Annotated in this window: 15 protein-coding genes; 12 read left to right on the top strand and 3 right to left on the bottom strand. The window is 49.3% G+C overall.

The genetic code is table 11. The features are described from left to right. On the top strand, positions 1-1,157 hold a 1,157-nt coding region (locus J7L64_09045), incomplete at its 5' end, for a methyltransferase domain-containing protein (GenBank protein MCD6452488.1). Beyond that, the gene (locus tag J7L64_09040) at positions 1,154-7,630 is read left to right on the top strand and encodes a glycosyltransferase (protein ID MCD6452487.1); all 6,477 of its coding nucleotides are present in this window, start codon (positions 1,154-1,156) and stop codon (positions 7,628-7,630) included. The genes J7L64_09045 and J7L64_09040, both read left to right, overlap by 4 nt. On the opposite strand, the gene J7L64_09035 is transcribed toward J7L64_09040, so the two are convergent. Further along, positions 7,617-11,138: a hypothetical protein gene (locus tag J7L64_09035; GenBank protein ID MCD6452486.1), complete on the bottom strand. Its 3,522-nt coding sequence runs from the start codon at positions 11,136-11,138 to the stop codon at positions 7,617-7,619. The two genes, J7L64_09040 and J7L64_09035, sit on opposite strands and share 14 nt — an antisense overlap. Positions 11,139-11,250: 112 nt before the next feature. Beyond that, entirely contained in the window at positions 11,251-11,799 is a 549-nt protein-coding gene (locus tag J7L64_09030) for an acyltransferase (protein MCD6452485.1), read from the bottom strand. Positions 11,800-11,921: 122 nt separating this feature from the next. Here J7L64_09030 and rffA point away from each other — a divergent pair, with 122 nt between their 5' ends. From rffA to J7L64_09010, 4 genes are all read left to right on the top strand, one after another. Continuing rightward, positions 11,922-13,082 carry a dTDP-4-amino-4,6-dideoxygalactose transaminase gene (rffA, locus tag J7L64_09025; GenBank protein MCD6452484.1) on the top strand — a complete coding sequence of 387 codons (1,161 nt, stop codon included), beginning with the start codon at positions 11,922-11,924 and terminating at the stop codon, positions 13,080-13,082. A 1-nt stretch (position 13,083) separates the two neighbouring features. Beyond that, complete coding sequence (locus J7L64_09020) at positions 13,084-13,821, top strand: glycosyltransferase family 2 protein (protein ID MCD6452483.1); 738 nt, start codon at positions 13,084-13,086, stop codon at positions 13,819-13,821. A 3-nt stretch (positions 13,822-13,824) separates the two neighbouring features. Next, a complete protein-coding gene (locus J7L64_09015) occupies positions 13,825-14,553 on the top strand; it encodes a class I SAM-dependent methyltransferase (protein MCD6452482.1) in 729 nt (242 codons plus the stop codon). A 78-nt stretch (positions 14,554-14,631) separates the two neighbouring features. Next, the gene (locus tag J7L64_09010) at positions 14,632-15,600 is read left to right on the top strand and encodes a PDZ domain-containing protein (protein ID MCD6452481.1); all 969 of its coding nucleotides are present in this window, start codon (positions 14,632-14,634) and stop codon (positions 15,598-15,600) included. Here the strand turns inward: J7L64_09010 and J7L64_09005 are convergent. Next, positions 15,597-16,850, bottom strand: coding sequence for a sensor domain-containing diguanylate cyclase (locus tag J7L64_09005; GenBank protein MCD6452480.1), 1,254 nt, complete (start codon positions 16,848-16,850; stop codon positions 15,597-15,599). The two genes, J7L64_09010 and J7L64_09005, sit on opposite strands and share 4 nt — an antisense overlap. 350 nt (positions 16,851-17,200) lie before the next feature. Between J7L64_09005 and J7L64_09000 the strand changes: the two genes are divergently transcribed. From J7L64_09000 to gmk, 6 genes are all read left to right on the top strand, one after another. Continuing rightward, the gene (locus J7L64_09000; protein ID MCD6452479.1) at positions 17,201-17,914 is read left to right on the top strand and encodes an energy transducer TonB; all 714 of its coding nucleotides are present in this window, start codon (positions 17,201-17,203) and stop codon (positions 17,912-17,914) included. Positions 17,915-17,994: 80 nt separating this feature from the next. Further along, positions 17,995-19,137 carry a lipid-A-disaccharide synthase gene (lpxB, locus tag J7L64_08995; protein MCD6452478.1) on the top strand — a complete coding sequence of 381 codons (1,143 nt, stop codon included), beginning with the start codon at positions 17,995-17,997 and terminating at the stop codon, positions 19,135-19,137. Next, on the top strand, positions 19,134-20,981 hold the full coding sequence (gene msbA / locus J7L64_08990; GenBank protein MCD6452477.1) for a lipid A export permease/ATP-binding protein MsbA: 1,848 nt from the start codon (positions 19,134-19,136) through the stop codon (positions 20,979-20,981). Before lpxB ends, msbA begins: the two co-directional genes overlap by 4 nt. Positions 20,982-20,983: 2 nt before the next feature. Continuing rightward, the gene (locus tag J7L64_08985) at positions 20,984-21,865 is read left to right on the top strand and encodes a YicC family protein (GenBank protein ID MCD6452476.1); all 882 of its coding nucleotides are present in this window, start codon (positions 20,984-20,986) and stop codon (positions 21,863-21,865) included. 29 nt (positions 21,866-21,894) lie between these two features. Further along, positions 21,895-22,137: a DUF370 domain-containing protein gene (locus J7L64_08980; protein MCD6452475.1), complete on the top strand. Its 243-nt coding sequence runs from the start codon at positions 21,895-21,897 to the stop codon at positions 22,135-22,137. 2 nt (positions 22,138-22,139) lie between these two features. Continuing rightward, positions 22,140-22,793 (top strand): guanylate kinase, encoded by a 654-nt coding sequence (gene gmk, locus J7L64_08975; protein MCD6452474.1) that lies wholly within the window; start codon positions 22,140-22,142, stop codon positions 22,791-22,793. The last annotated feature ends 7 nt before the right edge of the window (positions 22,794-22,800 follow it).

Below are 22,800 nucleotides of genomic sequence, written 5' to 3'. Positions count from 1 at the left end.
TTCTCAACCAATATGGGGAAGATAATGGAAGAATCCTCGAAGTAGGCTGTGGCGATGGAAGGATCCTCTCTGCAATACCGGAAAACTTTATCAAGGTAGGAGCGGATTTCGCCCTTCCCATGCTCCTAAAGGCAAAGGGGAAGGGCGATCTCCTGGTAAACTTTGATGGAGAAAACCTCCCCTTCAAGGATAAGAGCTTTGATATCGTGCTTGCGGTGAGCCTTTTCATCCATCTGGTATCGGACGAGGGCTTTCGGAAGATGGCGACCGAGATAGAAAGGATAGCCCGAGGAAGGATAATCCTCTGTGAGCCAGTCCCCGATAAGCTGGAACGTCCTGCCCCCCATGTAGTGATGCGTCCTCTTTCCTCATATCTTACCGCTTTCGCCAATTCCCGATTGATCGACATCGATTCGTTCCCTGGTCCCTCTGGAGAACGGTATCAGGCGATGATATTTGCCCCCCTCACTAAGGAAAAAAGAAGGGAAAGTCCAAGCGTTCACCCAGGAGCTCTCTTCCGGGCCCAATATCTTCTACCATTGATCAAAGATCTTTTCCCTAAGGGAAGCCTTCTCCTTGATCTCGGTGGAGGGGAGGGACTTCTTGCTAAGAAGCTCTCTCAGCTGGGGATAAGGACTATACTCCTCGACACCGACCCCATCCGCATTAAGGGGGGGCGGGGTCTCCCCGCAATCCTGGGAAGCGGAGAACATCTCCCCTTCCCCGATAACTCCTTCGACGGCGTCCTGCTCCTCGATGTACTCGAGCATATAGAAGACGACGAGAAAACGATAATCGAAACCAGCAGGGTGGTAAAACCGGGAGGGAAGATAATAATAACCACCCCCAAGGAAGGAGAAACTTTCGGAGACCTCACCCCTTCCGAAACGGAGAAGCTCCACAGAAGCTGGAACCATAAACGTCCAGGGTACACCCTCTCTGCTCTGATAAGGTTGCTAAAAAACGGGGGATTGAAGCCGATAAAAACCAGCCACTGCTTCAGCCGAGCAAATCAACTGCTCTACCAGTATCTTTTCCTCAATGAAGGGAAAGAGGAAACCGAAAAGAAGATGACGCTTTGGGAGAAGATCGTCCTTCCTGCCGAAGAGGGAGGGGATGACTTCTCCCATCTAATAGTGGCGGAGAAAGAAAGATGAAGGGGAAACTAACCTTCCTCATCTCCTGGTACCAAAACGATTGGGGGCTCTACGGAAGAAGAAACGAGATGCTCACCCGAGAGATAGCGCGCCGTCCCGAGGTTTCGGGAGTGCTTCACCTTGAGCCTCCGATCAGCGAGGAGGAACTCGAGAAAAAGGAAAAGAACCCCTGCTACGATGATAATTTAGAAATCACCAAGAAAAGATTCGTTGGCTTCAAGAACGAAAGCGGCATCTACCTCTATACCCCCCTCGTCCCTCGCGGGCTCTCTCCGAAAGAGAGGGAGGAGTTTCTCACCTCTCAAGTCAAAAAACGGCTAGAAAAATTGGGACCGGTAGAAAACCTCGTCCTCCTGCTATACCCCCCGAACGAGTTCTCCTTGCTCCTTCTCGATCAATTTGGGGAAAAAGCTTCCCTTATCATCTCCGATATAGTGGATGACCACAGGGTATACTATCAACCAGGCTCCTCCCTCTATCGCCAGGTGGATGAGAGGTATGCCAAAGCGATCTCCCGCTCAGATATCGTCTTCACCGTCTCTAAGGAACTTTCCTCTCGCTTTTCCCATCTGAACGATAACATCCATCACCTTCCAAACGGCTTTGACCCCTCATTGTTTTCGGAGAAACCCCTTAAGGAACCTGAAGACATCGCCTCTATCCCTCTCCCTCGCATCCTCTATACAGGAAACCTGTTAAGACGGCTTGATTTTCCTCTCATCCGGGAGATTGCTCATCTCCTTCCCAAGATGCACTTCGTCTTTATCGGTGAGCTCTATCCTAAAACAAAGAAAGAGCTTGCCGGAATAGATAACATCCACCTCTTAGGACCAAGAAGCTACCGGGAAATAGCTAACTACATCGAGGCAAGCAACCTCCTGATAATGCCCCATGAAATAAGCGAGGAGACTGCCTCGATGGACCCGATTAAGCTCTATCTCTACTTGGCCTCGGGGAAGCCAATAGTCGCCACCCCAGTTGCTGGAACCGAGCCCTTTAAAGAGGTTATTGCTATTGCGAAGGGGAAAAAGGAGTTTGCCCGGGCGATCGAGAGGGAGCTTGCAGGAAATAGCTGGGAAAAGGGAGAATTGCGAAAAAAGGCGGTAAAGGGAGCAAGTTGGCGAGATAGAGTGGACGAACTCTTCACCAAGATAACCCCCCTGCTCGAAAGAAAAGCAAGGGGAAAGGATATATTCTACTTTGAATATGAGAGACCAGAGATTGAAGAGTTAGTACCAAGGGGTGCCCTTCGCATTCTCGACATCGGCTGTGGCTACGGCAAGCTCGGAGAGCAGTTGAAAAAGAGGGGAGCTCTCGAGGTGGTCGGCGTTGAACTAAATCCCGAAGCGGGGGAGAAAGCGAGAAGGGTAATCGACAGGGTGGTAATTGGAGATGCCGAAGAGGAGCTAAAAAACCTTCCCAATCGCTATTTCGACGCCATCATCTTCTCCGACTCCTTGGAGCATATGCGGCACCCCGAGAGGTTACTTCGCGAAGCAGCCAAAAAGATTAAACGAACCGGAAGACTTATCTTAAGCATTCCCAATGTACGACATTGGTCAGTGATCAAACGCCTGCTCGAAGGCAATTGGGACTACGAGGAATCGGGGATTCTCGACCGGGATCATCTCCGTTTCTTCACCAAAAAGAGCATAACGAATCTCCTCTCCGAAACGGGATTCAAGATCGAGGAGATAAAAAATATCTACCATGAGAAGGTCCCTGCCGAAGTGGTGAACATGCTAAAGGATGCAGGGCTCGCTGTCGATGACCTTAAAGAGGAAGGAAGGGTATATCAATATCTCATTACCGCTTCCCTCACCCCTCCCCCTCTGAGCAGCATCGTTATCCCTGTGTTCAACCAACTGCCCTACACCAAAGAATGTTTGGAATCGATCAGGAAAAACACCGGCGCTCCTTACGAGATAATAGTGGTGGATAACGGTTCCACCGATGGAACCTATGAGTACCTGAAGGACCTCTACTATGTACGACTTATAAGGAACGAAGAGAACCTGGGATTCGCCACTGCCTGTAATCAAGGGATTCGGGTGGCTCGGGGAGAATACATCGTGCTTCTCAACAACGACACCATCGTCACCCCTCACTGGCTTGTCAAGCTGATAAACTGTGCCGAAAGCGATGAGGCGGTGGGGATGGTGGGACCTGTATCGAACTATGTCTCCGGTCCTCAGCAGATAGCCGTCGCTTCGCCTGATGCTCCCCCTAAAGTGATAATAAACCGTGCACTGGCAACCATCTGGCAGTACGATCGAACCTATTACCCGGTAGATCGTCTGGTCGGATTCGCCCTACTCATAAAGCGAAAGGTAATAGAGGAAATAGGGCTGTTCGACGAAAGCTATGAGCGCGGAGGTTATGAGGACGACGATTATTCCCTCCGCGCCAAGGAGGCGGGATTCAAACTCCTTATTGCCCGGGATGTTTTCATCTATCATTACGGAAGTCGGTCCTTCGCCCCAAACCAGATAGACATCTTTGCCCAGGCAGCGAGAAACAAGAAGATATTCCTTGACAAATGGAAAAAGGAACCGAGTCCCGGGATCATCCTCTCTCGGCGGAACCATCGTCTTATGAAAAAAAGGAAGAAACCCCTTACTAAAGAAAGGGATTATCGAGAAGAAAAACCTCCTATATTACTCATAGTTCATGAATTCCCCCCGGATGAGCCATTGGGTGGAGCGGGACGTTATACTTATCAGCTCGCCCGCGAGCTGATAAAGAAAGGACATCCAATAACCGTGCTCGCCCCTCTCCCTCAAGAAAAGGGGAACCCAGGCGACATAGCTGAATACCGCCTTTCTGGCATAAAGGTGGTTCGCATCGGACCAGTAGATTCCCCCACCGACTGGCTTGGGCATAAGGATATCGAAAAATGGTTTGCCGACTTCATAGAAAAGAGTGGGTTTCATCTCATCCATTTCCACCATCTCCAACGTATCCCTCTTTCACTCCCTCTGGTAGCCCGCAAGGAGGGAATCCCATATATCGTAACCCTCCACGACTTCTTCCTCCTCTGTCACCACTCCCATCTCCTACGATTCGGCAAAAATCGCCCTTGCTCTGATGCTTCAGACTTGATCGAGTGTTCTTTCTGCTTCCGCGACGAATACTTCCCCCACCGACGCGACTTAGACCTTTCTTCTTTCATCAAGGAACGAAGACGGCTCGCTTTGGAGATATTGAGAGGAGCGGAGAGAATATTCGCCCCTTCCCATTTCGTAAAGGAGATATTTGAAAAAGCGGGGCTAAAGGGGAAGATCGAGCTGAGACCTCTCGGGATCAAACCACCCCCTAAGGACTTCAAAAAGAAAGAAGGAGGAATACCAACCCTCGGCTTCATCGGGAATATCACCCCGATAAAAGGAATCGATACCCTCCTCTCCGCGGTGGAACAACTTACAAAAAAGGTAAGAATCCTCATCTTAGGGGAGATCTATGACACTCAGAACTTCAAAGACCGCATCGGAAAGCTTCTCTCCCAATCTTCCCAGTTAATTGAAGTGGTGGATAAAAACACCCCTATTGATGAGATATTTGCCAAGATCGATGTCTTGCTTATTCCCTCTCTCCTTGAAACCTACTCTTTTACTGCCAGAGAAGCCCTCGCTCGAGGCGTCCCAGTGATCGCCTCCCGAACCGGCGCCCTTCCTGAATTAATAAGAGAAGGAGAAAATGGGTTTCTCTTCGCCCCGGGCGATGTAAAGGAATTAACCCGGCTTATTGAGCGATTGGTGGAGCTTATTGAGAAAAAATCCCTTCCTAATCCTCGCTACTCCCCACCTCTAATCTCAGATGATGCCACCTTCCTCTCGGAGATATCCAACAAAACACGCCCGAAGAAGAAGGCAAGAAGCAACTCCTCCCTCACCAGGAACTCTCCGGGAAATCCCGGCTTGCCCCTCTCTGTGGATCTCTTCCACCATAGGGAGGAGGATGTCGCCAACTTCGGAAAGATGAGGAAAACCGTCTATGCCTCCTTAGGGGAAAGTGGACGCTATTCAGGTCTCCTTCCATTACACCTTCGCGATGGCTTGAGTGAGCCGATAATGGTCGAGGGAAAGAGTGGGCGAAAACTCATCCCGGTGGATAAGAAATCCCCACCTTATCTCTATTTCTCCATTGACCCCACCTTTGCCAGAGGAAGAAGAAAGTTTATAATCGAGGTCACCTACTACGATGGAGGAAAAAGCGGTTTCCTTATAGAATATGATTCCACAGATTCTCAAGTCACCAAAGTGCCAGAAGCGCCAGGGGCGTTTAAAGAGACAAAGAGGATACTACGAGAAGGGAAGGGAGGGTGGAAGAAAACCTTTTTCTTCATTCCGGATGCCTGCTTTTCGGGACGGGTGAATACCGCAGATTTCCGAATAAAAGGCGATCTTCCCGGCGACGAATCCCTCATCATAGGAGAGGTGAAAATAACCATTCCCAAACCACATCTCCTCAGAAAGGTGCTTTGGCAGTGGCTTTCCCGTTCCTTTGCAAAACGATTGAAGAGCCCCAAGGGAGAAATAATCCTTGGAGAAAAAACTATTGCGAAGGGATTACTACTAACCGAAGCTGAGGACGGCAAGACCAAACCCGTTGTGGTAAATGGGTTAACCGCTCGAGAAGCAATGCCTTCTCCTGGCTCACCTTCAATGATGTATTTTTCCCTATCGCCAGAAACGAGGCATTCTCGAAGAATGGCGGTGGTAACCGTAGAATACTGGGACGAAGGGCGAGGAAAACTCTTTCTCGAATATGATTCTCGAGACGAAAAGGTAAAAAAGGTATCGAACCTTCCCGGCGCCTTCAAAGAGACCTGGAGGGTAAGAAAAAAGGGGACTAAATCCCTCAGAGAAGCAAGATTTTATCTCGCTGATGCCTTGTTCTCCGGGAGGATAAATGGAGCTGATTTCCGAGTAGTGGGGCAACTTTCTCCGGAAGAAAGGCTGATTATCCATCGCGTCTCGCTTCACTACTCTGTCTTTGAGGTAATATTCCACCTCCTTTTTGACCCAAGAACTATGTATCACTTCGCCATAAATTCTATACGAAGGATAGCGAACAAGTTCCGGCAACTCTTCAATGGAGAGTTTAAGAGGAAGATAGCTACCCTCCTCGACGGCAGAGAGGTGGAGGTAATTCTAAGTGAGGAAAATATTTCCTCGGGACTTCTTCAGGTAGATATCCCTCCTCACCCCAGCAGATACGAAAGAATAAAGGGAAAAGATGCCAGAATTCCTATACGAAAGAAGGGTGATGATCGGGAATTTATGTTCTTTAATATCTCCGATCCCAAGTTCATCGAAGGAAATAAAACTCCCTATCTCACGGTGGAATATCTTGATGTAGGACATTCCAGTTTCCATATTGAATACGATTCTTACGATGGCTCACTCAAAAAACCGGGTTATCCCAAAGGGGTGTTCAAACGGAGCCTTCCCATTCCCCGCTACAATAGCGGAGAATGGAAGAAAGTGGTGATCCCCCTCCCTAATGCCCGTTTCTCCCGTTGCTGTAATGGCTTCGACTTCATCATCGTAGCGGAACCAAATGATCCCTATTTCAACTATTTCCACCGCGTAAGCCTTTCCTATAATCCCCCTTCCCCTTTGAGGCGCTTCTTTAGAAAGATTTTCCTCCCAAACAGAGGATTAGAAAACAAAATAGAACTCCAGGGTCTCTCCTTTCCCCAATATGAGAAGCCTGTAGCGAGCATCATTATCGTAAGCTACAACAGCCTAACCTACACTATTGAATGCTTAAAGGCAGTGAGAAGAAATACGGAAATTCCCTATGAGGTCATCGTGGTGGACAACGCCTCTTCCAAAGAGGTGAGAGGTGTCCTCCGCTCCATACCAGGCATAACCCTACTCGAAAATGAAGAGAATAGGGGATTCGCCCCTGCCTGCAATCAGGGGGCAGAATTCGCAAGGGGGAAATTCCTCTGTTTTCTGAACAATGATACCATCCCTACGAAAAACTGGCTTTCCTCGATGATCGAGGTAATAAATAACGACCCCCAGGTTGGCATCGTGGGAAGCAAGTTGGTCTATCCCCAATCCAACCTCATCCAGCACGCAGGCGTAGGGCTTACCGAAGAACTAATTCCCTACCATATCAATGCCTATCTACCCGCCGATCATCCGGAGGTCAATCGGGAACAGGAGGTGTTCGCAGTAACTGGCGCCTGTCTCCTCATCCCGAGGGAGCTTTTCTTTGAGGTAGGTAAATTCGACGAGGAGTTTATAAATGGGTTGGAGGATATCGACCTCAATCTCAAGGTAAGAACCAGGGGCTTCCGGGTAATCTACACTCCAAAAAGCCTCGTCTATCATTACGAAGGCTTATCACCAGGGAGAAGAAAAAACGAAGAGGCGAATCTAACTCGCCTCTTCGCCAAATGGAAAGATACCCTAAAACGCTATCGCAATCGCTTCCCTACTTCTCCTACTGCAGCTTGAAGAAGGGATAAATACCTCCTGTGTGGTGCGGGGTGTATTGATGCGCCCAGCCAAGAAGCGGCTGATCAGAAACCACCTCTAATTGTCCATAAAAGTCACTTGTTATCCCAAAGAGATCGGAAAGAACATCGTCGTAGATAAGCTGACTCCCCGCCTTTATCGTGATGTTGCTCTTAGTATCATAAAGGGTGCCTGTATCGTGATCGTAGAGGTTTATGGTCACTGTAGCGTCGCTTGTGCCGAGATTAAGGAGGATCAACCGCGTCTTCCAGCCCACATAGATGGTCTCCTTTATGACGATAGGAGTAATTCCACGGGTGAAGGCGTCGTTTGGGGTAAGCCCGGAAGCCACACTTGGATCTCCACTGGTCTCATCAAGAGGACCTCCAATACCATAAACCGGGTTATCGGAGGTAACCCTGATATATCCTATAGCAGGCTTAGAAACACCAAGAACATCGGTAAGCACTCGGTTAAACGGCTTATAAGCCATTGAGGGCACTATGGTATCGGCATCGCTTTTTTCCGCTTCCAATGTGTTTTGGCCATTGGAAGCATTGTATTTGTAGAATTGAATGGTGAGCTGAGCACTTGTAGAGTTGCAGTTGGAGAAGCCGATGTTAGAGCGGTAGGTATCATCGCTAACGATATACGGGAAATACCACTCCTTCTCGCCCGGAGAATTATTGTAATCGTAGACAGGGTAAATACCACCAGTTCGCGCCTGATTGTACTGGTGGACAAACCCATAAACGGGCTTATCCGATTGGATGACAAGCATCCCGTAGAAACCACTGGAAAGACCAAGATCATCCACCAGATCATCACTGATATATTGCCCGCCTGCAGCAATGTTTATTGTCTTTGAGGATTGGGCGTTGCCATTTGCATCGTAGGGATAGAGAGTAACTGTAACTTGAGTTTCATTCGGATTAGCAATAATCAGCTGGGTGCGCCAGCCAACCACCGAATCCTTTATAATCAGTGGTGTGGAACCTACGGTAAAACCAGCTGTTCCAAGGGAAGTGATAGAGGGATCGTCCGTATTTTCATCTATCGGTCCGCCAATAGTCTTCAAAGTACTCCCCGGTTTAGTGATTACCCTGACATAACCTTTTAGGTTCGGGTTATACCCAATGTTCTTTACCCAGCGAATGATCCGGTTAAGCGGGGTATAGCTATGCTCTGAAACGCTGGTCTCCCTATGGGCATCGAGAGTGCCATCTGAGAGATAAAATTGAACCAGAATATCAGCGTTGCCCCCTACAGCGGTTAACCCAACATTACTCCTATAAACATCGCTCTCTTCCACAAACGGAAGCAGAAGGGAGGGTGGAGTACTGGAACTACTTAAGGGATCGGTTCCTGCCCAGACCTCGGCACCATCCCAAACACCATCGTTATCGGAATCAGGATCAGTAGGCGAAGTGCCATAAGTAGCTTCTTCATCATCGGTTAAGCCATCATTGTCGGAATCGGGTGGTGCTGCTGAGAACTCCCAGGTATCTTCCAACCCACCGCTGGAACCATATCCGCCATAGCAGACAACCAGCTTACGGGCAATATCGTAAACCAACCCGGGCATATCCCTTGGTGGAGGTGAATGTTCGGTTATGATCCGTTTCCAACCACTCGAGGTGAACTCCCAGGTGTCATTGAAAAACTGTGGTGCATCGTATCCACTGCCCGCCAAATAACCGCCGAAGAGGATGACCCGGTTCCTATGAGTATCATAGGTCATCCCCGGAAGGATCCTTTGCACCGGAGAGCGGTCAAGCCCGGTAACCTGATGCCAATCACCATCGTAATACTCCCAGGTATCGCTCTGATAAACGCTACCCGATACCCCTCCAAAAAGTACCACCCGTCCTCGCGAAGCGTCGAATGCCATACCATGAAACGCCCTTGCCGCAGGTTTATGGGAGGTAGATACAGCATGCCAATTGCCGTTATAGTACTCCCAGGTATCGTTATACTGGGTAGAACGTATCTGCCCTCCAAAGAGGACCACCCGCTTCCTCACACTGTCGTACACCATCGCTGCTGCTTCCCTGGCTGGAGGAGTAGTAGAGGTGGTGATCCTCGTCCAGGTGTTGGTATTGGGATCGTATTCCCAGGTATCCTGGTAGGTGGTTCTGTCCCACCTACCACCAAAGAGAACTATCTTCCCCCGGTCGGAATCGTAGGTCATCATAAAGTTGTACCGGGGATGGGGATAGGTTGAGGGAAGCTCTCTTCTCGTCCAGGTAGTACCATCGTACTCCCAGACATAAACCAAATGCCCCTTTATCGCGCTATCATAACCAGCGAAAAGAACCGTTTTGTTCCGCTGGGAATCATAAACCATCTTGAAGTAATACTCCACATCGGGATGAGCAGTGGGGTTCGCCTGGGTCCAATCCTGGTTGGGATCAACCGGAGGAAATTCAAGCTCCCAGGTTTCGTTCAGGGTATACTGATCCGCGTGCCCATCGTAGCCCCCGTAAAGGACCATCTTGTCCCGCACCTGATCATAGTCCATCACAGCAAAGGTTCTGCCAGAAGGAGAAGGTATAGTGGTGAGCTGATGCCAGTCGTAACCGGAACCGTCGTTATAGTACTCCCAGGTATCGTTGTAAAGCAGCCTGGCGTAAACCATCCCCATCGGATTGAACACCATCATAGCAGCGAGAAGCGATTTGGGCACATAAGCACCACCGAATATAACAACCCGGTTTCTATCGGGATCATAACCCATCGCATGGAGATCCCGAGCAGGTGGCTTATGAGCGACATTTACAAGATGCCAGTTGCCATCGTAATATTCCCAGGTATCGTCGGAAAACCACTCGCTATCACTGATGAACCCACCGAAAAGCACGATCCGCTGCCTCGTGGAGTCATAGACCATATTTACATACATTTTGCCGTTTGGCTTGGTGGAGGGGTTTATCTGATGCCAATCACCACCATAATACTCCCAGGTATCGTTGAGATAAAGTTTCTTCTCATTCCACTGTCCACCATAGAGAACCATCCTTCCCCGGGAGGCATCGTAAGCCATTACCCCGTAATCTCGAGGAGGGGGCCGGTGAGGTGTGTTAACTTCACGCCAGACATAGGTGGAGCCGTTCCAGTAAAGCTCCCAGGTATCGTTGAGACAGGCACCGGTAGAACCAACCCCCCCAAAAAGGACGAAACAGTGCCGTCCCGAATCGTAGGCGAACGCAAACGAATACCGTTCCCCAGGATTAGGGGAGGGGCTCCCCAAATTGGTCCAGGTGGTTCCATCATAGACCCAGATATTGGTGGAACGCCTATTAATACCCGCATAAGCACCACCCCAGAGGACCATCACCCCCCGGTCGGAATCATAAGCCATATTTAGGTAGAAGGCTACATCGGGCTTATTGGGGAGACTGCGTAATACCCACTCTTGGGAAAAACCCATTCCAGCGGCGAAAAGGAGAAGGAGAAAAAAGAGAAACGCCCTCCTTACTCCTTGGGTATCTGCCCGCTTTATTACCATTTAAACCTCCCTCACCTTGTATACTGTTCCTGTTTAGAGCCGGTCTTAATTATAAAAGCCGAAATCGTAAATTTCAAGAAAAAAATATTTTAAAATCAATTCTCATATAAAATTAGCTCTCTCGTTCAATTTTTCTTATCACTTTGGCTGGCACCCCGGCAACCAGCGACCAAGGGGGGACATCCTCCCGCACAAGAGCTCCCGCGGCAACAAAGGCGCATTCACCAATAGTAACTCCAGGAAGAACAGTAACATTGGAGCCAACAAAGGCACCGCGCTTTATCCTCACCTCCTTGGCAAAAGAGGGAAAATACGGCTGGAGCGGATGATCGCGGAAACCCACATTGGTATGAGTAAGGATGAGCACCCGCTCAGCCAAGGTGACCTGATCCTCGAGCACCACCTTCTGAGCGAGATCGATCATCGTCTCATCCCCAATGAAGCAATCATCTCCTATCTCAAGACCGGAAAAACCTACCCGATAGCAGTTGAAGAACTTCACATTATGGATTATGGTATCCCTCCCCACCTTCGCCCCGAAGAGTTTCAAGCACCATCTCCTCAGCTGGGGAAATATCATCAACCTGAAGAGAATAAGAGCAATAGTGGCAAAGAAAAACTTAGCGCTCTTTTTAAACCCTATCTCCCGATACGCCTTCATCTCTCCCCTTAGGATTATAGTAGAAATCCAAATATTTGGAAACTTTTTTGCTTAAAAAAACACCTTTTCTTGAGACCGAATACCATTTCGGATATAATCCAAAAGAGGCTTGGGAGGAATTAATGGAAGAAAAAAGAAAGGATCGTTTTATTCCCCTTCATAGGCCTTACTTTACCCCTGAGGAGGAAGAGGCGGTCCTATCTGTGCTTAAATCGACCCGAATTGGGGGAAACGGTCCCATCACCAAAAAGGTAGAGGAGATGCTTGCGAAGTTGACCTCCTCTCCCTACGCCCTCCTCACCACTTCTTGTACCCACGCCTTAGAGATGGGGGTTATGTGTTTCAACATCTCACCAGGGGACGAGGTGATCCTCCCCAGCTTTGCCTATGTCTCGGCGGCAAACGCCATCGTCAGGGAGGGAGGAAAACCGGTCTTCGCCGAGATTGACCCCGACACTCTAAACCTCGACCCAAAAGACGCGGAACAACGGATAACCAAGAAAACACGGGGATTTATCCTTATCCACTATGCTGGTATCCCCTGCGATATGGACGCGTTCAAGAAGCTTGCTGAGAAGTATGGGCTCTTCATAATCGAAGATGCTGCTCAGGGGATCGGAGCAAGATATAAGGGAAAACACCTGGGAGCTATCGGGGATGTCGGCTGTATCAGCTTCCATGAGACTAAGAACATAACCTGTGGGGAAGGAGGAGCGTTTCTCACCGGGAGAGAGGACCTGTTTCATAAAGCGGAGATCATCAGAGAGAAAGGGACCAATCGCTCCGCCTTCCTCCGGGGGGAAATAGATAAATACAGCTGGGCTGGGGTGGGAAGTAGTTTCATCCCCTCCGAACTCCTTGCTGCCCTTCTCGAGGTACAGCTGAAGAGGCTCGAGATGGTAAACGAGAGACGAGGAAGGATCTACCATTTTTATCGAGAGAGATTGAGCGAGCTTGAGAAGAAGGGGAAAATAAGACTCCCCAAGATCCCCGATTATGCCACCCCTAATTACCACATCTTCTATTTTCTAATGGAGAATGAGGAGCTAACCGATAAGGTCTTAGGAAGACTAAGGAGCCGGGGGATAGGCGCCACCTTTCACTTTGTCCCCCTTCATTCCTCTCCTTACGGGAGGGAGGTTTTGGGGTATCGGGAAGAAGACTTTCCCCTCACCAACCGGGTGAGCAGAAGCCTTATCCGTCTTCCCCTCTTTCCAGAGCTCACGGAAGAAGAGATAAACTACATTGTGGAAGAGGTAAAAAGGGCGATTCTGGAGGTATAAAGTGGGAGAAAAACTCGATTTGAGCCTGATCATCCCCTGCTATTTCGAGGAGGAAGTGCTGGAAAAAAGCGTCGAGGAACTCCTGCTAATCCTCGACAATACTCGCTTCTCCTACGAGGTGATCTTTGTGGACGATGGCTCGAAGGACGAAACGAAGAAGATCATAGAGAGGATACTCGCCGAAGACAGGGGAAAACATCGACTGAAAAAGATATTCCACGAAAAAAATGTGGGAAGAGGAGGAGCGGTAAATACAGGAATAAGAAACGCGAAGGGGGAGGTGGTCGGTTTCATCGACATCGATCTCGAGGTTCACGCCCGGTATATCCCCTCAGCGGTAATCGCCATAAAAAACGGCGCTGATGTAGTGGTCGCCCACCGGATCTATAAGTTCAACCTCCGCTCCTTGGGGAGGCATATCCTGAGCCGGGGCTACGCCTATCTCCGGAAAAAACTGTTGAAAATACCCCTAAACGATACCGAAAGCGGGTTCAAATTTTTCAACAGGGAAAAGATATTACCCATTATAAAACAAACCAAAAACCTCCGCTGGTTCTGGGATACAGAGATAATGGTAAGAGCCCATCTCGCCGGGCTCTCAATCGTTGAACTCCCGTGCCTCTTCATCAGGAGATTCGACAAGAAATCCACCGTGAAACCACTCAAAGATAGCTGGGATTACTTCAAAAACCTCATCCGCTTCCGAAGGGAACTCCGACAAGAAGGGAAGCTTCACTGAGCTATGTCGGTTCACGAGATCGCCTATCAGGCAGAGGAGAGCTATTTTTGGTACCGGGCGAGACTCGATATATTGCTCTCCTTAAGTGAACGCTTCCTTAAAAAGGACACTCCTCTCATCATCCTTAATGTGGGCGGAGGCACCGGGGCGACGAGCAAGGGGTTCTCCCGATTCGGCGAGGTGATAACCCTCGACATCGCCCACGAAGCACTCCTTCTCTCGAGAAAGAGGGGGCTGTCGAAGCTTATTCAAGGGGATGGAGCTCTTCTCCCTTTTCCTTCTGGTAGCTTCGATCTGGTGCTCCTTCTTGATGTGATCGAGCATTTAGACGATGACCTCGCCGCCCTCACCGAAACGAAACGGGTCCTTAAGGATGAAGGGATAGCGCTTATCACTGTACCTGCCTACCGCTTCCTCTGGGGGAAGATGGACGATATAGGAGGGCATCGGCGACGCTACATAAAGCGGAAGCTCGAAAAACGGCTCGAGGCAACCGGGCTTACTCCATTGAAGCTCTCTTATTTCAACACCCTTCTCTTTCCCCTGGCATTAATCGACCGGATAAGTGAAGGGCTTCGGAAAAAAGGGGAAGAGGAGGAATCATTCCTTCCCGAACTTCCCCCTTTCTTGAATAAAGTCTTCTATCACATCTTCTCCTTTGAGCGACATCTTCTCCCACATTTGAATCTACCCTTCGGCCTTTCCATCCTCGCCTTAGCCCAGAAAGGTTAAATCTTTATTAGACTTTTTTGAGAACTGGTGCGTCTTAAAATGTGGAAAGTGCGACCAAAGATAAGGAGGTGCTTTTCAATGAGTAAGAGAAAAATAGCTTTGATAGGGATATTGCTTCTTTTCCTTCCTCTCCTCGCCATAGGAGGACCCAGAGAAAGAAACCATGGCTGGCTCGGCATCTCGATGAGGGAGCTCGACCAAAGGGTGCTCGAGGCGTTTGGGTTCGCAGACGAAGGGGGGGTATTGGTAACCAATGTATGGAAGGAAAGCCCAGCAGCCAAAGCAGGGATCAAGAAAGGCGATGTCATCCTTCGGTTTAACGGAGAAAAGGTGTTTGAACCGGATGATTTATCCTATCTGCTTCGAAGAACCAAGCCGGGACAAGTGGTAAAGATAGAGCTTCTCAGGAAGGGCAAAAGGATCACCGTCAAAGCCAAACTGACCTCGAGGTTGGACTATTACCGTTTCACTTTGCCTATGGTAAGGGAGAAAGGGAGAAGTAGATCATTTCTCTTCTTCCTCCGACCAAAGATAGGTTTAAGAGTTTACACCCTGAATCCGGAACTCGCCACCTATTTCAAGACAAAAAAGGGAGCATTGGTCCTCGCGGTAGATGAGGATTCGCCAGCCAAAGAAGCGGGCTTCAAACCCGGAGATGTAATTGTAAAAGCAGGGGGAAAGGAAGTAACCGATATAGACGATCTCCTTTCAGAGATAGAGCGGGCAGAAGATAAGGAAATGCTGAGCTTCCTCGTAATCCGCCGGGGAAAAAGAATAACTCTTAAGGTGAAGATAAAAAAGAACCTCGAATTTCACCCAAGGGAAAAGGGGCTCTTCTCTCCGGGCATATACCGCTACGATGTGGAAAAAGAGATGATAAAGAAGCTAAACGAACTAAAGGAAGAGCTCGCAAAAAAAGAGAAATTAAACCTCACAAAGATGCATAAAGAACTCGAGGAGCTCCAGAAGGAACTCGAGTTGAAGATAAAAGAAAGTACTCTTCTCCCCTTATCCTCACCCCATCTTAAAGGAGAGGTGATAATTTAACACATATTCGCATCATAGGGGACGATCTGATCGCCTCCCCTTCTTTTTGCCTCGAGGAGGGCAGCGTCGGCGGAATTTAGCAGGTCTTCAGGGTTGGACAGGGTAACACCTCCGATAGAAGAAGCTCCAATGCTAAGGGTGACCTTCACCCTTTCTTCTTTTTCTAAAAAGATATGCTCTGCGGTCTTCTTTCGAATGCGGTCTGCGTTCCTCAGCGCTCCCCTGAGGTCAATATGGGGCATAAGGATAACAAACTCATCCCCTCCATAGCGGGCAAAGAGATCCGCCTTTCTGATATTTCCCTTGATAAACATTACAAACTCCCTGAGAACAGCATCCCCCACCAAATGACCGAATCTATCATTTACCTCCTTGAAGTTATCTATATCGAGCATAAGACAGGAGAGGGGATGGCGATAACGAACCGCCTGATAGAACTCCTCCTCCAACCGAGAGTAGAGATACATCCGATTACAGGCACCGGTTAGGCTATCGGTAATGGCGAGCTTCTCCAGCTTAGCGTGGGTCTTCTCAAGCGTTTCGTAGAGAGAGGCGTTGAGGAGCACCTGACCCGCGATATTAGCCAAAGCGGCGAAAACCCGGGCTTCCCGTTCAGTAAAGAGCTGGCGCACTTTCCTCCCTCTAAGAAGGAGGGTCCCCAAACCTGTCTTCCCCACCATCAGGGGAACAACCAAGATTGACCTCGGTTTTCGATCGGGGAATTTATCAAGCACCGACTCCATCAATCGATCCTTCCTTACATCCCTGACGAAGGCTATCTTCTTCGTCTCAATAGCCCTCCGTAACTCTGGGTATTTCTCTAAAGAAAGGCTCATTCCCTCCACTTCGGGGTTATCCTGGGAGACTACGATAGTAGCTCTTCCCTCCTCCGGTTCCACCCTTATTATCGAGCAGCGCTCGAGCCTGAAGATTCGCGAGAGGTGGGAAACGAAGTTGCGCAGTAGCTCCCTTGAATGGAGGGTGGAGGAAAGTAGCTGGCTCATCTCCAAAAGTAACTCAAGCTCCCGCTTCTCCTCCACTACAGCAAGGAGTTCACTCTGGTTGTGAATAAGGAGTTTTGCCCTGAAGAAAAACTCATTCTCTGTAAACGGAGGACAAAGGAAGTCAACAATGCAAGGGGGGCAGTCATCCAATTCCAGAGAAACAATATTATCGGCGATAACCATCAGCGGAGGGGCATATATTCCCCTTTCTAAGATGAGGGGAGTGACGGAGGAGAGGTGTGTCATATCCACCAACAAGAGATCGAAACTCCGCCTTCCCAAAGAGGGGAAAATATTCTTTATTTTTTCTAAAAAAATGAAGTTAAAATCTTTCCTTTTTGACAGAGAATCGAGAAGAGAAAAGAAATAATTATCATCCGATAAGGACACTGCTACCTTATACTTCCGCTTCATAAAAACCTACTCTCCCTGCTGGAGGAATGATAAGTTTTTCTAATTCTATCCCTTTATCTTGCCCTTGTCAACCGGAAAGAGAAAAAATCTCCTTTAACCCGAGGAAAGAAAGGGTTAAAATTTGTAATGGGGATTATATAAATCGATGCCAAAAAGGAGGTTAATCGAAAGCAGAAGGAAAAATGACCGAGAAAGAGGAGCTTGAAAGAAGTTTTCCCTATCTATTTGAACGTCGGGACAAAAAACCCTTTCGGATAGCGGTACTTCTGTCTCTCATTGTCCATATCCTCCTCTTTCTCATTGTATTCCCCGAGGGGAAAACAAAGATCTATCGTCCTCGAACTCCGAAGATCGTGGGGGTGCGTCCCCTCAAGTTTCTAAAGCCACCAAATCCCCCAAAAAAGGGGATCCCGGTAAGGGCGAAAAAGAAGGGGAAGAAGATACCCATTCCCGATCCTACCCCAGACGAGCCAGAACCTTATGTTCCCCTAAACGCCCTGGACTACAACCCCACCCTTGAGAGTGATCTCAATTATGAATTCGGCATACCCAATGCGCCTGAAGGGCAGGGTAAAAGCGGGTTTTATGGTGCCTATCCCGTAGGAGGAAATATTACCCCACCGGTTCTAATCAGGAAGGTGATGCCCCATTATCCGGATAAGGCGAGAAAGGCGAGGATCGGGTTCGATCAGGAAATAGAAGTGATATTGGAGGCAGTGATCGATACTGACGGGAAGGCGAAGTATTTTCGTGTTCTTTACACCCCGATAAAGAATATGGGCTTTGAGGAGGAAGCGATAAAGGCGGTGAAGCAATGGTTGTTCAAGCCAGGGACCAAGGAGGGCAAGCCTGTCCCCGTCTATCTCTCGGTAATCGTCACCTTCCGCCTGCTCTAACTGTCCTTTTAGTTGACCTTCCCTGCAAAATAAGTTAAAATAATAAGTTAGTAGAAAGATAATCGTCCCATTAGGAAGTGATGAAGAACGACAAAAGAGATGAAGAGGACATCCTCCTCTCGGCGGGGGAGGCTTCCGGCGATTTCTACGGCGCCGGTTTGATAGAGGCGCTCAAAAAAAAGAACCCTCGGCTCTCCTTCTTCGGCATTGGAGGGAAGGGGATGAAGAGGGCAGGACTTGAGCCAGTGGTAGAGGATATCTCTCCCCTCTCTCAGATCGGCTTCATCGATGTCATCCGCCACCTCGGCAAAATAAGAGGGATCTTCGAAAGTCTGGTAGCAAGCGCGACCGAGCGAACCCCCTGCCTTGCGGTGCTCATCGACCTTCCCGGCTTCAACATCAGGTTGGCAAAAAAGTTGAAAAAAAAGGGGATAAAAGTAGTATACTTTGTAAGTCCCCAGGTGTGGGCATGGAGGAGATCGCGGATAAGGAAACTGAAGCGGTCTCTTGCGCGGATGCTCGTCCTCTTTCCTTTCGAGGAGGAGCTCTACAGGAAGGAAGGGGTGCCTGCGAGGTTCGTGGGTCACCCCTTAGCGGAAATGGTGAAACCAGAGCTATCCCGGGAGGAATTTTTGAGGAAGCACAACCTAAAAGAGAATGAGGAAATAATCGGGCTCCTTCCCGGAAGCAGGAGGAAAGAGGTGGAGCTGATCCTTCCCCCACTTATCGAAGGGGCAGAGATCATAAAAAAAAGTAGAAGGAACATCCGCCTCCTTATATCTAAAGCACCGGGAGTAAGTGAGGGGTTGATAAAAAGAATAGCGAAGGACAGGGAAATCGCGATAACAACCAAGACCTACAGCTTGATGAGCTACTCCAAGCTACTCCTCATCGCCTCGGGAACCGCCACCTTAGAAGCCGCTCTGCTGGGCACCCCAATGATAGTAGTTTACCGGCTGGCACCGTTGAACTATCTCCTTGCCCGAGCATTGGTTAGAACCCCCTTCATCTCCTTACCCAATATCCTCGCCGGAAGGAGGGTGGTGCCGGAGTTGATCCAAAAGGAGGCAGAAGGGAAGAGGATCGCTTTTTCTGCCCTCCAGCTCCTTGAAGACGAAAAGCAGATAAAAGAGATGAAATCTACCTTTGCCAAAATAAGAAGGGAACTTCATCGCCCTGGGGCTTTCTCCCGGGCAGCAGAGGAGGTAATATCGCTCCTATGAAGCCGGTAATAAGACTACTCCGCTATGTTTTACCCTATAAATGGCAGTTTCTCTTTGCCCTTTTAAGTATGGCTCTCGTCGCCCAGACGGTGGTTGCTTTTACCTCCTTGGTTATGCCCATCTTTGACCAGGTGCTCGTTCCCCCAAAGGCGGTCACCGCTGCCCCGCCGGTGGTGAAGGAAAATGCCCTTTCTCTTTTAAACCGAGCTCTCTCTGCCATCGGCATAAAGGGGATAGACCGAAGGACGATATTCATCGAGGTGCCGATAATCATCATCTTCCTCTTCGCGGTTAAGGGATTATTCTCCTACTTCTCTCAGTATTTTATGGGCTATGTGGGGCAAAGTGTAGTCAAGGAATTAAGAAACGAATTATATACCCATTTCCAATATCAATCGCTTCGCTTCTTCGACCGCTTCCCCACCGGGGTCCTCATCTCCCGGGTAATAAGCGATGTGGAGCGGATCCAATCGGTGGTGGCGGAGAAACTGGGGGATTTGATCCGAGAAGGACTCACCCTAATTGGCTTGGTCTTATATCTCTTCTACCTCAGCTGGCGACTCACCGTTATATCCCTAATCGCCGTCCCCCTGATTGCTTATCCCATCTTCAAGCTGGGAGAAAGACTAAGGCGAATGAGCGCCAAGAGCCAGGAGCAGATGGGGGATCTAACCACCCTCCTCCATGAGACGATAACCGGCAACAGGATCGTAAAGGCGTTCGGGATGGAGGAGTACGAGCGGGAGAGGTTCTCTCAGGCGAATGAACGACTCCTTAAAACCAATATGAAGATGCTAAAGGTGAACGCATACTCGCCTCCACTCATCGAGTTCATCGGCTCCATCGCCATTGCCTTTATGGTGTGGTACGGGGGGCTTGAGATCTCCCGGGGTGTAATGACCACTGGGATATTCTGTACCTTCCTGGCAGCTCTTTATGGGCTCTATACCCCGATCAAGAAGCTTACCCGGGTGAGCAACTCATTCCAACAGGCAGCAGCAGCTGCTAATCGGGTTTTCTCCATCCTCGACACTACCTCCGAGATAGTGGAAAGGGAAAACCCACTTGAGCTTGACGCCTGGGGGAAGAAGATCGAGTTCAAAAAGGTCACCTTCTCCTACGATTCGGAAAAGGTTCTTGATGAGCTAAGCTTGGTGATAAATCCAGGCGAGATCACCGCCATCGTTGGAGTGAGTGGAGCAGGGAAAAGCACCTTGGTAAACCTCATCCCTCGGTTCTACGATGTCACCTCGGGTAGCATCACCATTGGAGGAAAGGACATCAGGGAGTATAGCCTTCGCTCCCTCCGGTCTCAGATCGGGATAGTAACCCAGGAGAACATCCTCTTCAACGATACGGTGAAAAACAACATCGCCTACGGCAGGAAGGACGCCAGTCTCGAAGAGATCATTGCCGCTGCCAAAGCCGCCTATGCCCATAGCTTCATCAGCCGACTTCCAAAGGGATACGATACCGTAATCGGGGAAAAGGGGGAACGGCTCTCCGGCGGCGAGAGACAGAGGATAGCGATTGCCAGGGCGATACTAAAAGACCCACCGATACTCATCCTCGACGAAGCGACCTCGGCTCTTGACTCCACCTCAGAGATGATAGTCCAACGGGCGCTTGCCAATCTGATGCAGGGGAGAACGGTGGTAGTTATTGCCCATCGTCTATCCACGGTGAGACGGGCGGATAAGATCGTGGTGCTCGATAAGGGAAAGATCGTTGAGGAAGGAACCCATGAGGAGCTCTACCGGGCAAACGGTATCTATACCCAACTTTATAACCTTCAGTTTCATCTAATGGAAGGGGAGATTCCTTCGTTTAAGGGTGAGGAATAAAGATGATAAGGAGTATGACTGGATACGGTGAGGCGGAAAAGGAGGTAGCGGGATTCTCCCTCCGGGTGGAACTACGATCCTTAAATCACCGGTTCCTCGATATATCGCTCAAACTTCCTCAGGAGCTCTCCTCCTACGAAGAACTCATTCGAGGAGAGGTCAAGAAACGGATATCCCGGGGGAGGATCGATATCTTCGTTTCCTTAAAGCCTATCTCGGGCAAGGTCCTCACCCTGGAGGTAAACGAGGAGGCAGTGCGCGAGGTTGCGGATTCCCTCAAAAAGCTGAAGAAAGAAGCGAAGCTCTCCGGGAAGGTGGATATAAACACCATCCTCCGTCTGCCCGGCTTGATAGAGCTGAAGCCCAAAAAGCTTGAAGATAGCGACGAATTGAAAAAAGCGGTCGAGGAAACCCTTTCCTCTGCTCTCTCCCTGTTGGAAGAGGCGCGGGTACGCGAGGGAGAAGCGCTCTCTCAAGCCATTGCGACCTCCATCACCAAGATAGAGGAAGAGGTAAGGGGAATAGAGGAAGGGGCGCCCAAAATACAGGAGGAGCTCTATCAAAGGCTTAAAGAGAGGCTCTCCGCCCTTGCCCCAGAGGTCTCCCTCGATGAGAAACGGCTGTTTGAGGAAGCGGTTTATTACACCGATCGCTTCGATATAACCGAGGAATTAACCCGGTTAAAAGCCCACCTTGCTGAGATGAGGCGGCTCCTCTCGGCAACTGAGCCGGTGGGCAGAAAGCTTGACTTCCTCATCCAAGAGCTGAACCGGGAAACCAATACCTTGGGTTCTAAAGTAAAAAAGCTTGACTTCACCAAGGGTGTATTATCCATAAAATCGGAGATTGAAAAGATAAGGGAGCAAGCCCAAAATATAGAATAACCCTAATATAAAACAGGGGTTAAGCAAAAATGAGGCTGGTAAATATAGGCTTTGGGAACGCAGTAACGGCAGAGAGGGTGATAGCGGTGGTCGCACCCCACTCTGCCCCTATAAAAAGGATGCGGGAAGAAGCACGCCGGGAAGGTAGGCTCATTGATGCCACCGGGGGAAAGAAGACCCGTTCGGTGATCGTAACCGATAGCAACCACATAGTTCTCTCCTCGGTGCATATAAATACAGTGGTAGCCCGGCTACAGGAAGAGAAGAAATAAGTATGGCTGAGAAGAGGAACCGGGGGGGAAAGAGGGAGGGGATAGTGTTTGTCCTTTCTGCCCCCTCAGGAACGGGTAAAACTACCTTAAGGAAGGAACTTCTCGCCCTTTTCCCCGATATCTTCTTCTCCGTATCAGCTACCACCAGAGCCAAAAAGCAAGGAGAAAAGGAAGGAGTAGACTATCACTTCGTCTCCCGGAATGAGTTTCTCTCCCTGATAGAAAAGGATGAACTCCTTGAATGGGCTGAGGTTCACGGAAATCTCTACGGTACCCCCAAAGCTCCAGTGGAAAAGGCGACCTCATCGGGGAAGGATGTTCTTCTTGAGATAGATGTTGAGGGAGCACGGAAGGTAAGGGACAAGATCCCCTCCGCGGTGACCATCTTCCTCCTTCCCCCGTCCTATTCCGAGCTCGAAAGACGAATAAGAACAAGAATGCGGGATAAGGAGGAGGAGATAAGGATAAGACTCCGCCGAGCAGAGAAGGAGATTGACTGCTACCCGGAGTATGATTATATTGTAGTAAATGACGAGCTCGCTTCTGCGAGGGAGATCTTAGCCTCGATCGTAAGGGCAGAGCGAGCAAGAAGAGAAAGAATGGACCAGGTGGCGAAGGAGATATCCGCTACCTTTCCTGGAAGGGATGATAATTGAGGTGAGG

This window comes from Acidobacteriota bacterium (assembly GCA_021161905.1).
In the GTDB taxonomy this organism is placed as follows: domain Bacteria; phylum Acidobacteriota; class B3-B38; order Guanabaribacteriales; family JAGGZT01; genus JAGGZT01.
The sequence above is the reverse complement of the archived record's forward strand: the minus strand, read 5'-3'. Positions and strand labels throughout refer to the sequence as shown.